13 protein-coding genes are annotated in these 14,392 nt (G+C 64.1%); 2 read left to right on the forward strand and 11 right to left on the reverse strand.

The annotated features are described in order from the left end of the window. The 7 genes from EJ076_RS26530 to EJ076_RS26560 all read right to left on the reverse strand — a co-directional run bounded on the left by EJ076_RS26530 (position 1) and on the right by EJ076_RS26560 (position 7,966). Positions 1 to 1,197: a hypothetical protein gene (locus tag EJ076_RS26530; RefSeq protein WP_126069841.1), complete on the reverse strand. Its 1,197-nt coding sequence runs from the start codon at positions 1,195 to 1,197 to the stop codon at positions 1 to 3. A gap of 151 nt (positions 1,198 to 1,348) precedes the next feature. Then, positions 1,349 to 2,119, reverse strand: a complete 771-nt coding sequence (locus EJ076_RS26535) for an exodeoxyribonuclease III (protein ID WP_126069842.1) — start codon at positions 2,117 to 2,119, stop codon at positions 1,349 to 1,351. Positions 2,120 to 2,123: 4 nt separating this feature from the next. Then, positions 2,124 to 2,768: an alpha/beta fold hydrolase gene (locus EJ076_RS26540; RefSeq protein WP_126069843.1), complete on the reverse strand. Its 645-nt coding sequence runs from the start codon at positions 2,766 to 2,768 to the stop codon at positions 2,124 to 2,126. A 48-nt stretch (positions 2,769 to 2,816) separates the two neighbouring features. Next, positions 2,817 to 3,938, reverse strand: coding sequence for a tetratricopeptide repeat protein (locus tag EJ076_RS26545; protein WP_126069844.1), 1,122 nt, complete (start codon positions 3,936 to 3,938; stop codon positions 2,817 to 2,819). Beyond that, complete coding sequence (locus EJ076_RS26550) at positions 3,935 to 4,840, reverse strand: Ku protein (protein ID WP_126069845.1); 906 nt, start codon at positions 4,838 to 4,840, stop codon at positions 3,935 to 3,937. The genes EJ076_RS26545 and EJ076_RS26550 overlap by 4 nt, the downstream gene beginning before the upstream one ends. 354 nt (positions 4,841 to 5,194) lie before the next feature. Beyond that, the gene (gene ligD, locus EJ076_RS26555; RefSeq protein WP_126069846.1) at positions 5,195 to 7,696 is read right to left on the reverse strand and encodes a DNA ligase D; all 2,502 of its coding nucleotides are present in this window, start codon (positions 7,694 to 7,696) and stop codon (positions 5,195 to 5,197) included. Between the two features lie 45 nt (positions 7,697 to 7,741). Then, the gene (locus EJ076_RS26560) at positions 7,742 to 7,966 is read right to left on the reverse strand and encodes a hypothetical protein (protein ID WP_109660535.1); all 225 of its coding nucleotides are present in this window, start codon (positions 7,964 to 7,966) and stop codon (positions 7,742 to 7,744) included. Between the two features lie 489 nt (positions 7,967 to 8,455). Between EJ076_RS26560 and EJ076_RS26565 the strand changes: the two genes are divergently transcribed. Beyond that, positions 8,456 to 8,770, forward strand: a complete 315-nt coding sequence (locus tag EJ076_RS26565; RefSeq protein ID WP_109660530.1) for an EthD family reductase — start codon at positions 8,456 to 8,458, stop codon at positions 8,768 to 8,770. Between the two features lie 492 nt (positions 8,771 to 9,262). Here the strand turns inward: EJ076_RS26565 and EJ076_RS26570 are convergent, their stop codons facing one another. Genes EJ076_RS26570 through EJ076_RS26585 form a run of 4 tightly spaced genes read right to left on the reverse strand, consistent with a single transcriptional unit; the run spans position 9,263 to position 14,210 of the window. Next, positions 9,263 to 10,450 carry a GNAT family N-acetyltransferase gene (locus tag EJ076_RS26570; protein ID WP_245463112.1) on the reverse strand — a complete coding sequence of 396 codons (1,188 nt, stop codon included), beginning with the start codon at positions 10,448 to 10,450 and terminating at the stop codon, positions 9,263 to 9,265. A gap of 42 nt (positions 10,451 to 10,492) precedes the next feature. After that, entirely contained in the window at positions 10,493 to 11,722 is a 1,230-nt protein-coding gene (locus EJ076_RS26575) for a GNAT family N-acetyltransferase (RefSeq protein WP_109660526.1), read from the reverse strand. 14 nt (positions 11,723 to 11,736) lie between these two features. Beyond that, entirely contained in the window at positions 11,737 to 13,044 is a 1,308-nt protein-coding gene (locus EJ076_RS26580) for a hypothetical protein (RefSeq protein ID WP_109660524.1), read from the reverse strand. Beyond that, positions 13,041 to 14,210, reverse strand: coding sequence for a glycosyltransferase (locus tag EJ076_RS26585; protein WP_126069847.1), 1,170 nt, complete (start codon positions 14,208 to 14,210; stop codon positions 13,041 to 13,043). Before EJ076_RS26585 ends, EJ076_RS26580 begins: the two co-directional genes overlap by 4 nt. Here EJ076_RS26585 and EJ076_RS26590 point away from each other — a divergent pair. Next, positions 14,190 to 14,384: a hypothetical protein gene (locus EJ076_RS26590; protein WP_109660521.1), complete on the forward strand. Its 195-nt coding sequence runs from the start codon at positions 14,190 to 14,192 to the stop codon at positions 14,382 to 14,384. The two genes, EJ076_RS26585 and EJ076_RS26590, sit on opposite strands and share 21 nt — an antisense overlap. Positions 14,385 to 14,392 lie beyond the last annotated feature (8 nt).

The following is a 14,392-nucleotide window of genomic DNA, read 5'->3' on the forward strand; positions in this document are numbered from 1 at the left end:
TCAGCGCGTCAGCACCAGATCGTCCAACACCATTTGCCAATAGTGTTTCGTCGACAGGCGAACACGCGTTACGGCTTTGAGCATCGGGGCGTAGTGCAACGGCGTCAGCGCCGACAGCGTGACCTGATCGCTTGAGATCAGCTGCTCGCCAAGCCAGCTTTCGATCAGCGCCACCTCCCCTTCCGACTTCAGCCAGGCAGCGCTCAGCATGATCGAGTGAAAACCGAACGGCTGTTCTCGGCTGAATTCGGCCGGCAGCCCGCTGCTGGTGTAGACCACATGGTCGCCGGAGACGTTGCCGTTGACATAGCCCTGGCTGTCCTTGGTGTAGTCGCGCGCCATCGCATTCAGGTTGCGCCACGCCAACCCGGCATGGCCGGACGGAATTTTCCTGAAAGTGCGCGACGTCACATCGTCGAAATCGATCGTTTCCAGGGCGGCGTCAGCGGCAATGCAAGCGGTCTGCGGCGACAGGAGGCCGAGATCGGCCGGATAGGGCGACAGCGCCAGCCGCCGCTCAAGGCCGCCGCCACTGATGCTGACCGTGTCGGCGTCATCACTCAGATCGACGCTGAAGGCAGCACCTTGCGCCAGCGGCCGCGTCTCCAGCACCTGCCCGTTCCTCAACACCGACAGGATCGCCGATCCGTCGCCGCCAACGCGCCCGCCGAGGCGCCGGGGTGGCGCCAGCCCGACCGGCTGCAGCATCTCGTGCGACACCAGCCCGGCCGGCGAACCCGGCATCGACAGGAGGTGTCGGGACTGGATGTCGTTTTCGCTTTTCGCGTGCCAGCCGGGCGGCACTGAAACCGCAAAGCGCCAGTTGCCCGGCGCGCGGATCGCGGCCTTTCTGCGTTTCACCGACATCGGGAAGTTGGCAAAGCCGGCATTGTTGGTGCGCGCTGAAGCGGTGAACTTGCCGGCCTCGTCATACAGCCGCACCATGATCCCGGCCATCGGCCGGTCTCCGACGCCGTATTTGCCGTCGCGATCGACGTCGAAATAAACGAAGGACGAATAGTTCAAAGTGCCGCCGCTGCCGCTCCAATCGCTGCGAACGGAGTAATCGTCAGCCGGATTGGCCAGCCGCCGCCCCTTGCGGCGGCTGCGCCTCTGCCACAACAACCGGAACACGGCAGCAGCAGCCGCAAGCACCACGATGGCAAGCACGATCCCGACAGGGCCGAGGTCAAACATGGGGCCTCGATCCACAGGTCTTGTTGGTGATCATGGGCAAACCGGCTGCGTTGGAGCACTTTGCAACAGACTAGCCTGCGTTAACGTCGCTGCACAGACGACGCTGGCGGCAGCAAAAGGAGACCGCGGCCGCAGAGGCTTGAAGGTCGCCTTACTTCAATTCCACCCACACCGGCGCATGGTCGCTGGCGCCGTCCTCACCGCGCACGTCGCGGTCGATGCCCGCGGCGGTCAGGCGCCGCGCCAGTTTCTTCGACAGCAGGATGTGGTCGAGCCGAAGCCCGGCATCGCGCGGCCAGCGGTTACGGCGATAATCCCAGAAGGTGTAGAGCGTCTCCTGCGGATGCTTCTTGCGCAGGCCATCCGTCCAGCCCTGCGCGAGCAAGGCGGCGAAGGAAGCCCGGCTTTCCGGCTGCACCAGCGCGTTGTCGTCATAGGAGCGGGTGGCATAGATGTCGCGTGGCTCGGGCACGATGTTGTAGTCGCCGGCCAGCACTACCGGCAGGCCGGTGTCGAGCAGCTGTTCGGCGTGCGCCTCCAGCCGCTCGTGCCACGCCAGCTTGTATTGAAATTTTGGTCCCGGCTGCGGATTGCCGTTCGGCGCATAGAGGCAAGCGATGACAATGCCATTCACCGCCGCCTCGATGTAGCGGCTCTGCCTGTCGGCATCGTCGCCGGGCAAGGTATCGCGGGTCAGCACCGGTTCCGACCCCCGCGCCAGGATCGCAACGCCGTTCCAGGTCGGCTCGCCCTTCCAGACCGCGCCATAGCCGGCAGCCGCAAGGGCCGAGCGCGGAAACTGCATATCGCGCGCCTTCAGCTCCTGCAGGCAGACGGCATCGGGTTTTGATACAACCAGCCATGCCAGCAGGTTTTCCAGCCGGCTGTTGATGTTATTGACGTTGAAGGAGGCGATCTTCATCGCTTCAGGAAACGATCCGACCCGACCACGCCTTCACCGCCTCGGCCAGCGTCTTCAAATGATCGGCGGCGGAGAAGCCCGAGATGCTCTTGCGCGGCTTGAGGTCATGGTCGCCGTCCTCCAGCCAGTGGATCTCGATGCCCTCGGACAGCACATAGCCGGCAACCTCATCCTGCGTGCCGAACTCGTCGCGTGTGCCCTGGAAGATCAGCGTTGGCGTCTTCAACCCGGCCAGATGTTTTGTCCGCAATTGCTCCGGCTTGGCCGGCGGGTGGAAGGGATATCCGAGGCAGATGAGCCCTGAAATCTCGCCCTTGGCAAACATCTCGTCGGCGACCATCGAGGCGACGCGCCCGCCCATCGACTTGCCGCCGACGATGAGCGGACCAGACACGCCCTTGGCCCTGAGATCGGCGATCGCCTTGACATATTCCGGGTTCACCGTCTCGGCCCGCGGCGGCGGCTTCCGGTGGCCATAGCGGCGGGCAGCCATATAGTGGAATTCGAAGCGGGCGACCTGGAAGCCAGCCGCGGCCAGTGCCTTGGCGGCGGCGGTCATCGAGGGGGAATCCATCGACGCGCCGGCGCCATGCGCGAGCAGGATGGTGATGGGCGCGGTGTCGTCGCCGTCGAAGAGGAAGGTGGTCATGGGGCGGCCTTCCAATAAAAGCCGAGTTCCTTCACGCCAGCATCCCCCTCACCCCGCCGTCCGCGCCAGTTGCATATCCACGAACTGAACCCCCTTGGCTGCAACCCTCGCCCATTCGGACCCCGCGTCGAGCTCGAGATAGCGCACCCACAGCCGCCGCGCCTCCAGCAGATTGCCGGCATCGAATTCGAGCCTCGCGAGGTTGAACACCGGATCGGCGTAATTCTTGTCGAGCGCGATCGCCTTCTGCAAATGCCTCCGCGCCGAAGCCTCGCGGCCTTGCTCGCTCATCAGCCCTGCCAGGTTGAACCAGGCCTCGACGAAGGCCGGGTCCAGTTTTATCGCGCTGATATAGTCGTGCGCGGCATCAGCCGCGTGGCCGCCGGCGCGCAGGCAGTTGGCGCGGTTGAAGGCGGCGATCGCATCGCTCGGGTCGATGGCCAGGCAGCGTTGGTAGAGTGCGGCAGCGCCTTCATGGTCGCCGCCCTCCTCCGCCGCTTCCGCTTCAGCGAAGAGCTCTTCCAGCGTGTCGTCGCCCTCTGCCCCGGCTGTTCCGAGATCGAACAGCAACTGGCCGTCGAGTTCGCTCTGCCCACCCTCGAGATAGATCGCGTCGGCGCGCCCATGCTGCGAGCCGACATTGAGCGACTTCGCGGTCAGCGACGCCACCGGGCCGGAGCGATGGACGGAGCGCGCGATCGCACCCCATGTCGCACCGCCGGCGATGAGCCCGGCATATTTGCGCGCCAGGATCAGGTCGCGGAAGGAATAGGGTTCTGCGTCATGCTCGAAGGCATCGAACAGCGACAACAGGTCGAGGTCGGCGCCCGATAGCCGCGATTGCTCGATCAGCGATTGCCTGGACAGCGAAGACGCCTCCGGCGCCTTCATCAACCCGAGCAGGCGCAGGAAACCGTTCTCGCTGAGGAGCTTGTGCGCGGCTCCGCGCTCGGCGGCGACACGGCGCTCGATCTCGACATCACCGTTCCTGGAGAGCCCGGCCTTGGCCAACAATGTCCGGCCGAACACGACATGCGTGGTGCGCCTGGTGACGCCGCGCCGCAGCTGGCCGTGCTGGCGCTCGACCTCGCGTGCCGCCAGCCTGAGCGGAAACGCCGCCAGCGCGCCGATGGTGCCGAAGACGGCCCTCGGGACGGCCGGTGCCGTCATTTCTTGCTCTTGCCGACCGCCTTCAGCAGATTGGCCTTCAGCGGATTTTCAGCAGCACCACCCGCTGCCACCTTCTTCGCGGCTGGCTTCGCCACTTCGTCGGCCTTGCTCTTCGACTTGGCCGGCGGCTTCGATTGCGACAGGCTCGCCTTCAACGCATCCATCAGATTAATGACATTGCCGCGCTCGGGTGCCGCCGCGATGATCGGCTTGTGGCCTTTCAGCTTCTCGCGGATCATCGTCATGAGCGCCGCCTCGTAGCGGTCCTCATAGTTCTTCGGATCGAAGGTGGTTTCCTTCTGCTTGATCAGCGCTTCGGCGAGCTGCAGCATTTCGGCATCGGGTTTTCCGGCCGGGATGTTGCCGAAATATTCAGCCGTGCCGCGCACTTCGTTCGGGTACCTCAATGTGCACACGAACATGCCGTTCTCGCGGGCGCCGATCGTCACCACCCGCTCGCGGCTCGACAGCACCAGGCGGGCGATCGCCAGCTTGCCGGATTTGCGCATCGCTTCGCGCAGCACGGCGAAGGTTTCTTCGGCCATCGCGCCGTCGGGCGCCAGATAGTATGGCGCATCCTGGTAGATGACATCGACCTCGCCCTCGTCGACGAAGGCCTCGATGTTCATCGTATGGTTGGATTCAATGCGCACCGCGTCGAGGTCGGCATCATCGATGATGATGTACTGCTTGTCCTCGTATTCGTAGCCCTTGACCAGATCCGTGCGCTCGACCAGCCCGAGTTCCGGGTCGACCGGCTTCATGTTGATGCGGTTGTGGGTCTTCTTGTGCAGCTGGTTGAAGCTGATGCGCTCGCTCGCGCTGGTGGCGGGGTATAGCCGCACCGGACAGCTCACGAGGCTGAGTTTGAGGTAACCTTTCCAACTTGCCCTGGGCGCCATGAAACACTCCTACGCGGCCACGCACTGACATTTTAGCTTGAGCATGATCTTATCCGAAAACCGGTTCCCACTTTTCGGGATCATGCTCTCTGCAGCGCTTTTCGTCCGAAGGACGAACGAGCTTGCGCAAATCCTACACCGACCCCGCACAATACAGGAAAATCCCTGACGAAATCTTTTAGCTCGCCGAAGGGGTCGCGGACGGGAGGATAATTCAAATTGTATGAAGCGTCGATGGAGGTTGAGGAAGTGGCCGTCCTTCCCTTCGTCATCCTAGGCCGGAGCAAGGAGCGAAGCGACGCGGCGCAGACCCTAAGATGACGAATGTGAGAGGGTCGCGCCATCACGAATGATCTACCTCGCCCCCTCGAACACCGGCAAATCCCGCGCAAAGTCCTCGATCTCCGCCCATGGATCGCCCGACGTTGCCAGCAAGCCCGGCAGCGAGGAATAGTTCAGATCCTGTGGCGCATCGATGGATTCGAGATCGCTCCAGCTCACCGGCGTCGAGGCCGGCAGGTTGGTCCGAGCGCGCAGCGAGTAAGGTGCCGCCGAAGTGTGGCCGCGCGCATTGCGGTGGTAGTCGATGAAGATGCGCTTCTTGCGATTGTCCTTGCCCATTGTGGTGGTAAAGGTATCGGGCGCGGTTGCCGCCAGATGCGTTGCGATGGCGCTGGTCGCCTGGTGAAGCTTCTTCCAGTTCTGCTTGCGCGTCACCGGCACCGTGATGTGGATGCCGCTGCCGCCGGACGTCTTGGCGAAGGGCACCAGTCCCAGCCCCTCCAGTTCGCCCTTGATGTGCACCGCAGCCTCGACCACTTCGCGCCAGGTGATCCCCTCGCCCGGGTCGAGGTCGAAGACGATCTGGTCGGGTCTGTCGAGGCTGGTGCGATGCGTGCCCCAGGTGTGGAACTCGACGACGCCGAACTGCGCCAGCGCCAGATACCCTTTTGCTCCCTCGACCGAGAGGTAGGATTTGGTCTCGCCCTCGGAATTGGTCGCCTCGAACGTCACCACCGAGGGCGGCATGCCGGTGAAGGCATGGCGCTGGAAGAAACAGTCCTTCGGCAGGCCGGTCGGGCAGCGCACCAGCGACACCGGTCGGCCAAGGATGTGCGGCAGCATGAAGTCGCCGACCAGTGCGTAGTAGACGGCGATGTCGAGCTTGGTCGGCCCGGTCTTACCGAACAGCCGCCGCGTCGGGTTGGTCACCCAAATGGTGGCGAGATCAGCCTCTGAGATCAGCCGCTTGCGTGTCGAGGACACCGGCGTCGACAGGCCGACATCGCGCAAGCCGCGAAACACCGCGTGGCGCAGCGCATTGTCCGATGTGCGGTTGGCGTAGTGGATGCGGGCCGAGAGCAGCGGCTTGACCCAGTTCATCTCGCGCATGATTTCGCGCGGCGCGCCTTCCGGTGCGGACGCGCCTGATGTGAGCGGCTCCAGCCGGGCAAGCAGCTCGGCAGCGGTTTCGCTGTCGAAGCCGGTGCCGACCTTGCCGCGATAGTGCAATTCGCCATCCTCGAATTCGGCAAGCCCGAGGGCTGCCAGCCCCTCCGCCGCGTCCGAGGTGGTGTAGCCGGCAATGACGAAAACGCCGCTTTGCAGCGCCTTGGTCTTGGTCCAGCTCTTGGTGCGGCCGCTCTGGTAGGTCGCGGTGGCGCGCTTGGAGACGACGCCCTCCAGCCCGAGTTCCGACGCCTGGTCGTAGAGCCCTTGCCCCGAGCCCTCGACATGATCGGAGAACTGGATGGCGGAATTGGCGCCGAGGCCGGACAGCATCTGCGCCAGCAGCGCCTTGCGCCGGATGAGCGGCGCCTTGGTCAGGTCCCAGCCGTCGAGATAAAGAAGGTCGAAGGCGTAGAAGTGCAGCCTGCTGCCGGCGCCCTCGGCCAGCGCATCCTGCAGCAGCGCGAAGCGGCTGATGCCCTTGGCGTCGAGCACGACGATCTCGCCATCGATTATGGCATCGCGGCACGGCAGCTTGGCGAAGGCATGTGGCAGGTCGCCATAACGCTTCGTCCAGTCGATGCCGCCACGGGTGATCAGCTTGACCACACCGTCGCTCAAATGCGCCATGGTGCGGTAGCCGTCGAATTTGATCTCATGCAGCCAGACCTCGCCTGTACTGCCCTTGGTGTCCTCGCCGTCCGGCGGTCTTGGCACCTGCGTCGCCAGCTGCGGCTCGATGCGGCTGAGTGCCGGCGCCTTGAACGCGCCCGGCAGCGTGCCCGGCTTCAGCGAACCCTGCCTGGGTGCGGGTTTGGCGGCCGGTTTCGCCGGCGCCGCCAGCTCCTCGATGCGCAATCCGGATTTGACGCTTTCCGGCCGCGCTGTGAGGATGTCGAGCGCGGTGTCGGCGGCAAGGTCGCGCTCCTTGAACAGCAGCCAGTTTTTCTTCTCAGCATCCTCGCCGGGTTTCGGTTTCAGCCTGGTCAGCATCCAGCCGCCATTGAGCTTGTCGCCGGCCAGCCGGAACTTGAAGGCGCCGGTCTTGAAACTCTTTTCGACGTCGTCCATCGGCGCCCAGGTGCCGGTATCCCAGACGATCATCGGCCCACCGCCATACTCGCCCTCGGGAATGACGCCCTCGAAGTCGATATATTCGAGCGGATGGTCCTCGGTCTGGACCGCCAGCCTTTTGTCGGCCGGATTGAGCGAAGGCCCGCGCGGCACCGCCCAGCTCTTCAGCACATCGCCGACCTGCAGGCGCAGATCATAGTGGTCTGCGGTAGCGTGGTGCTTGTGGACGACGAAGCGGTTGCCGTCGCCGGCAATGAGCCCACCGGCCGGTTCCGGCGTTTTGGTGAATTCGCGCTTGGCGCGATAGGCTTTGAGTTTTGGTGGAGTTGTCATGACCAGGAGCGAAGCACGGCGGCCAGGAACAAGCCAGTCACGCTCTCAATCGTCGGTGGCCGGCGTCAACTCGAGCTCCGCCGGTGACAGCCCTTGCTGCAGCTGGCTCAACCGGAATTCGTCGACCCAGTAAGCCTCGCCGTCGACCAGGACGCGGGCCTGGTAGGTGCCGGCCGAAAAACTCTGCGCGGTGATGTAGACCTTGTGGCGGTCGAGCGCCTTGCGCACTGCGGCGCGCTTGGAATTCTGGCCGATGACGGGACTGACCATGACACTGCCCTCGGTCGCCCTGACGCGCAACGCGGCCGCTGTCCGCAGCCTGGCGACTGGGCTCAAGGATGACGGAGACGCGATCTCCTGTCAATTTCGGTGCAAACGGCTGATATTGTGCGCGGTGGCGCGGTGCCGTCTGCTGCACCTGGGCCATGCAAAACGCCGCCTTGCGGCGGCGGGTTGATGATCGCGATCGTCGAACGGCGATTTGCCTGTCAGGTTGCTGACGGGATCGATATCGCCGTGACGCGGGAGAGTTGCTGACGCTTGCTCAGCGTCGGCTTTTCATAAATCGCCCACGCGACCGCACATCAGCTGCTTATCGGCAGGCGAGGCGGTGCGCGAAATATCACCAGGGGACGGCGTCATGCTGTCGGTCTTGCGAAAAATCCGCCCCCTTTGTCGAAATCCGCTCTTCGCGAACGACACTGGTGTGGCGCCAACGAACATCGCAGCGCCGATCATGCGAGACAAAGGGAGCACCCCATGGCCAAAATGCTTGTCATCTACAAAACACCGGCCGATCCGGCCGCCTTCGACCGGCACTATTTCGACATCCATCTGCCGCTCGCAAAACAGCTTCCCGGCCTGCGGCGCTATGATGTCAGCAAGCGGCCGATCGTGAACCTGTCGCCGGGCGAGATGCCCTACCTCGTCGCGACCCTCTATTTCGACAGCCTGGACGCCATTCGTGCGGCATTTGCCAGCGAGATCGGCAAGGCCTGCGCCGTCGACCGGCGCAAATACGCGCCTGAAGACGACGATGCCATGATGCTGCTTTTCGAGTCGGAGGCGATGTGAAGCGTTGGTTTGCTGGGCAAGGCTACAGGCGCATGAACGCCCCCAGCAGGAGCTTGTTCTTGTCGCCGTCCACGATCTCAGGCGATTGAGCAACGCGCCGGTGGATGCTGGAACGGATCGATATGCGGTGTTCCCGAAATTGTTCGAGATCATACGCTTTGTACCGGGATCAGAGGACAAAAAAACCGCCGCCTTGCGGCGGCGGGTTTGATGGTCGCGATCGCCGAACGGCTGTTAGCCTGTCAGGTTGGTTGTGGTGCCGACCCGGCGAACACCGCTGTGACGCGCGAGAGCTGCTGACGCTTGTTGAGCGTCGGCTTTTCGTAAGTCTTTTTCATCGAAATCCCCAAAGCCCCAAATGGCCGCGGCAAGTGGGGCATGCACCAGTGCTTTGTCAAGCCACCCCTGAAATGTCCTCAGCGAGAACGTCCTTGCCAGGGCGGTCAGGCGCGGCCGCCTTGGCGGGCTCCGCGAGTTCGAATGCGGCCAGCTTCAGTCCTTCAATCGCCGCAAGCGGCTCATCAGGCTCCGGACGGCCTTGAGCAGCCGCGGATTGGAGCGCACGTAAAGCTCGGTCCGGCTGCTTAACAAAATGGCTGCGTTCGCAGCCCTGCCCCGCAGCGTCATCGGTTCGCAAATCTCGGCCAGAACCGAGCTCGCGGCACCGATATGTTCCTTGTAGCCCTGGCTGCCGACCGACAGGTCGAAATAGTCGAACCCCTGTCCGCGCGCCCACATCATCAGCTTGCCCATCATCGTCAGGCCGGGTGAGACATTGGCGACCGCGTTCTGGTCGATGCCGAGCAGAAGAGTGTGAAGCGTGCCTTTTCTGGCCAGCACGTAGATGGAGGCGAGCCAGGCTTCACCGACGCGCAGCCCGAACAGCCGCACCGATCCGTCGGACAGGCCTCGCAGCGCCGCGTGGCGGTAGAAGTCGACGACCGGGGCCTGCGTCAGGAGGTCGAAACGCCCAAGCCCGCGAAAGCGCTTCAGCCGCAGTTCCAGCAGCGTGTCGAAAAGCTCCTCGGTCAGATCAGGCGTGTCGGCCTCGACCAGAGCGAGGCCGACACGCCGTTCGAAGGCGCGGCACTGCTTGTGGAAGGTCTTGGCGAAGGACGGCTTGCAGATGCGCTTGATGAGCGTCTCCGGTTCGCCATGCAGGACAAGGCCGGAGGTGATCTGGATGGAACCGCGCGCCACCGAAAGCAGCGCCAGCGGATTGGCCACGCCGTGGACCTGCTGCGGGATTCCCGCGATATGGATGCGATCGGCCGGCGGCAGCACGGCACGGACCGCCGCCCAGACGGCGTCGGCACTCTGCCTGGTCCACGCTCTCGCATCCGCCAGCAGCGGCACCGAATAGTCGCACACGCGGCAGCTTAACCATTCGATCACGTGGTGGCCGCGGGCCCGGCGCCGCATCAGCGGCAGCAGCATGGCCGGCGCGCCCGTCGCTGCGTCACTCACCTCGACGAAGAGCAGGTCCGCGTCTTTGGGCATCAGCCGTGCGGCGATTCCCTCGACCCACGCGTAGTGCTGATGGGCGGTGCAGACGCCATCCGCCTGGTGTTGCAGCCAGAGCGGCTTGACGGTCTCAAAGCTGGTGTGCAGCCGCGCCGTATAGCACGCGCCGGCGCCGGCGCTGGCGGCAATCGGAAAAACCGGCCCATCGTCCGTCATCGCAACCACTTGCATTGCCCGGCTTGCCACGTGCTTGTCCTGTCATTCCGGCCCTCCACGCAAGCGCCGCAAACCCCGCATCAATCCCTGGATCGTCTTGAGCAGCCGAGGTTTGGAGCGCACGAACACCTCGGTCCGGTTGCGGACCTCGAGGGCGGTGCTCACGGCATTGCCCCGCACCGTGATCCCGTGGCAAAGCTCGCGCAGGGCCGAACCCGTGGCGCCCATATGTTCCTTGTAGCTCTGGTTGCCTACCGACAGGTCGAAATAGTCGAAACCCTTCTCGCGCGCCCAGCTCATCAACTTGCCCATGATCAGAAGTCCCGGTGAGACGTTGGGCACCGCGCCCTGGTCGATTGATATCAGCAGAGCATGAACAGTAACTTGATGAACCAGCAGGTATTGGACTGCGATCAGAGCTTCACCAACGCGCAGCCCGAAGAGCCGCACCGATCCATCCGAGAGCCCGTCGAGAGCGGCGTTTCGGTAGAAATCGACAACCGTCCCCTGCGTCAGCAGGTCGAAACGGCCCAATTCGCGAAAGCGGCTGAGCCGCATCCGCACCAGGCTGCCGAAGATGAGCTCCACCAGGGCCGGTGTGTTGGCCTCGACCAGTTCCACGCCGCCGAGCCGTTCGATCCGGCGCCAGTCCTTGTTGAAGGCCTTGACGAAGGATGGCCTGCATAGACGCTTGAGGACGGTTTCCGGGTCGCCGTCGATAGCGAGGCCGAAGCTGGTATGGAGGGAATCGCGCGTAGCCGCGAGCAAGGCCAGCGGATTGGCGACGCCGCTGATCAATTGCGGAATTCCCGTGATGTTGATGCGGTCCGCCGGCGGCAGCACGGAACGCACCGCGGCCCACGCGGCCTGTGCGGATTGCCGCGTCCACGGGCTCGCATCGGCCAGCAGCGGTGCCGAATAGTCGCAAACGCCACAGCTCAGCCATTCGATCACTCGATGGCGGAAGGCCGCTCGCCGCATCAGCGGCACCAGCATACGGGGCGCGCCCGTTGCGGCGTCGTTCACCTCCACGATGAGCACGTCCGCACCTTTCGGCATCAGCCGCGCGACGATTCCCTCGGCCCACGCATAGTGCTGGTGGGCGGTGCACACACCGTCCGCCTCGTAGCGCAGCCAGAGCGGCCTGGCCGCTTCCAGGCTGGTGTGCAATCGCGCCGTATAGGCGTGGTTCGCGGCGACGGTTGCGGGATTGGGGACCTGCCCTTCGGGCAAGCCGGTCGCCGCAGCACTTTGCACTGCCTGGCCTGCCATATCTTCATCTTCTCCTATCGTTTTGCCGTCGCGAACGAGACCGCCCGCCGCCACGAACCCAATCGGCTGTCGCGCGCCTCATCCGGATGCTCGAGATTCCATATGCGGTGATGTGCGAAATACCATGATGCCGCGAGCACGAAGATCTCGGACATGGCGGAACCCACCAGCGCCCACGGCGGCGACGCAATCGCCAGCAGGATCGCGATCAGCACCAGGCCGACGACCGCCCCGCCCAGCGTGGTGAACGCGACGATCCGGAAATCGCCGAGTATCTCAAGCACGATGCGGGGCATGATATAGAGCATGATCGGGACAAAATTCGCGATCACGAAAATCCCGATGAATCCGACCGAGGCGTCCTGGAGGGCCTGGGATTTTATCATCGGCAGGACGAACATGATGGCGCATCCATAAACCAGCCCGCCGAGCCCCATGACGAGCGCCCAGATCTTTGCCTGCGCCCAGACACGGCCTGTTTCGTTGTTGCGCATCAGCCTGGCAAGATCCGGCTGCGTCATGTTGACGAAAGCAAGACTGATGATGCGCAGCGGGGCAAACAGTACCAGGACCGCCGCCAGCGGCGCGTAGGCGGCAGGCCCGGCAATGCCAGCGACCAGCAGCGCCAGACATTGCCCCTGGATGTTGGTGGTGGTCGCGCTGAACGCCGACCAGCGCAGCTGGTGCCAGAGCCCGATATAGCGTCGCCGCGTCGGCATGCGGAAGCTGATGCGAAGTGTGCGCCGAGCCAGTCGGACCAGGACGAAAATGCCGAACACATTTGCCGCGGCAAGTGCATAGAACACAGTCTGCAGCGGGTCCTGGACCTTCCAGATCGTCAGCCCGGTCAGGACAATGCCGGCGATTGTAAAAGCGCCGTCGCTGATGGAAACGACCACCTGCTGGCGACGGGCGAAGAAAGCCGTGCGCATATGGCTGCGCAACGACCAGGCGCCGACGAAGCAGCCGGCGGCAATTCCGCTTGGATCGCCAAGCAGATGCATCAGAACAGCTGTACCGACGGCCATCAGCAACGCCACGATCAGCGCTGCCGTTCCAAACGCCACGTCATAGGCATCGACGCCGGCGCTGTTGGTGCTTTTGCTCATCCAGATGCTGGCGGGAACGGCGGTGAGCGACCTGATGTAGGACAGGCCGACGCCGCCCATCACCATGCCAATGGCGAAGAGGCCGTAGCCTTGCGCCGACAGCATGTGCAACAGCATGATGTTGAGGGCAAAGTGAAAGCCGCTCTGCATCGCCTCGCCGCCGATCATCAGCACGAGGCGTCGAACCAGATGGCTCGGGAACGCAAACTTCACGGCCGTGTCTCCGCTTGGCGGGTGGCCCGCGCCCGCCCCGGTCGCGCCATGGTCGTCTTGAGCTTGTCGGCGGCGATCGCAGCGATCGCGGCGGCCGCGACCGGCTCGCTGAAGATTGCCTCGTAGCGCGCTCGGCCCGCGGCGACAAAACCGCGCCAGGCCTCAGGGGCGAGGATGATCTCCTGCAATTTCGCGGCAAGGGCTGCTGCGTCGCCGGGCGGAACATGCCAGCCGGTCTCGCCGTCGCTGACCACTTCCACCAGCCCGCCGATCGCCGACACCAGCGGCGGCCGGCCATAGGCCATTGCCTCGATGGCGACGCGCCCCAGCGATTCCGGACGCCGCGACGGCACGGTGACGATGTCCGCCCAGCGATAGTGCTCCGAAGGGTCCGGCACGAAGGGCAAGACATTGACGCGCCCGGTGAGGCCCATCGTCTCGACCAGTTCGGCCAAAGCGCGCTCACGCTCGGTGCTTTCGAAGGCGCCGCCGACCAGCCGCACCTCGATCCTCGACTGGAGTTCTGCCGGCATCGAGGCGATCGCCTCCAGCAGAACCTCCTGCCCCTTGATCCGGTTGATGCGGCCGAGCAGCAACACACGCAACGGGCGCTTGCCGTCATAGGTGGTCGGTTCGACCGCCGCCGGCCCGGCAACGCCGTTGTAGACGACATGCGTGCGCGCGGTCTTGGGATCGCCGAACGCGGCGCGCGTTGCGCGCGAGTTGAAGATCAGATCCGCATGGCTCCAGTGCATCAGGCCGACGAGTATCCTGCGCATGGCGCCTTCGGGGATTTCGTGGATGTGCAGGACGGCCTTGTGAGGCAGCAAGCGCGCGGCCAGCGCATAGTCGGCCACGATCGAGGTGTTGACATAGACGAGGTCGCATTCCCTGAGGCGCCGCCACGCCCTGAACACGGCAATAGGCAATCGCGCCATCTCGACCGTCGCAAGGCGCGCTATGGCCTGACGCCTCAGCACCCAGAGCGGTTCAAAGACGATGCGGCTGGCATGCGTTTCCAGGATCTGTACGATCGGCCCGCTGCGCGGCAAGACCACCTCGATGTCAGCCGACGGAAACGCGGCGCGCAACGCAGCAACGCTCTCCGCGAAGCTGCGGTCGGAACCATAGAGTTCATAGCCCTGATGAACACAGGCAATCCGCATCTTTGTATCCCGCCAGGTGCTGCTACCATCGCGCTCGACGAGGGTGTGCAGAATCCTTGCCGCAAGAATCATGCCTGGTTCGATATGCCCGGCTATCAGTTCGATATGCCCGGCTATCGGCCGCACGACCCTGGCAATGCCTCGTTTCGATACAGCTACGCACAGAAGGGTTGACCGAGAAT

The sequence above is a fragment of the Mesorhizobium sp. M7D.F.Ca.US.005.01.1.1 genome (assembly GCF_003952545.1).
Classification (GTDB): Bacteria; Pseudomonadota; Alphaproteobacteria; order Rhizobiales; family Rhizobiaceae; genus Mesorhizobium; species Mesorhizobium loti.

Coding starts and splice junctions, on each gene's coding strand:
- EJ076_RS26560 (WP_109660535.1), bottom strand. CDS start 7,966: ATGGTCAGTCCCGTCATCGGCCAGAATTCCAAGCGCGCCGCAGTGCGC.
- EJ076_RS26565 (WP_109660530.1), top strand. CDS start 8,456: ATGGCCAAAATGCTTGTCATCTACAAAACACCGGCCGATCCGGCCGCC.
- EJ076_RS26540 (WP_126069843.1), bottom strand. CDS start 2,768: ATGACCACCTTCCTCTTCGACGGCGACGACACCGCGCCCATCACCATC.
- EJ076_RS26535 (WP_126069842.1), bottom strand. CDS start 2,119: ATGAAGATCGCCTCCTTCAACGTCAATAACATCAACAGCCGGCTGGAA.
- EJ076_RS26570 (WP_245463112.1), bottom strand. CDS start 10,450: ATGACGGACGATGGGCCGGTTTTTCCGATTGCCGCCAGCGCCGGCGCC.
- EJ076_RS26550 (WP_126069845.1), bottom strand. CDS start 4,840: ATGGCGCCCAGGGCAAGTTGGAAAGGTTACCTCAAACTCAGCCTCGTG.
- EJ076_RS26575 (WP_109660526.1), bottom strand. CDS start 11,722: ATGGCAGGCCAGGCAGTGCAAAGTGCTGCGGCGACCGGCTTGCCCGAA.
- EJ076_RS26590 (WP_109660521.1), top strand. CDS start 14,190: ATGAACACAGGCAATCCGCATCTTTGTATCCCGCCAGGTGCTGCTACC.
- EJ076_RS26585 (WP_126069847.1), bottom strand. CDS start 14,210: ATGCGGATTGCCTGTGTTCATCAGGGCTATGAACTCTATGGTTCCGAC.
- ligD (WP_126069846.1), bottom strand. CDS start 7,696: ATGACAACTCCACCAAAACTCAAAGCCTATCGCGCCAAGCGCGAATTC.
- EJ076_RS26545 (WP_126069844.1), bottom strand. CDS start 3,938: ATGACGGCACCGGCCGTCCCGAGGGCCGTCTTCGGCACCATCGGCGCG.
- EJ076_RS26530 (WP_126069841.1), bottom strand. CDS start 1,197: ATGTTTGACCTCGGCCCTGTCGGGATCGTGCTTGCCATCGTGGTGCTT.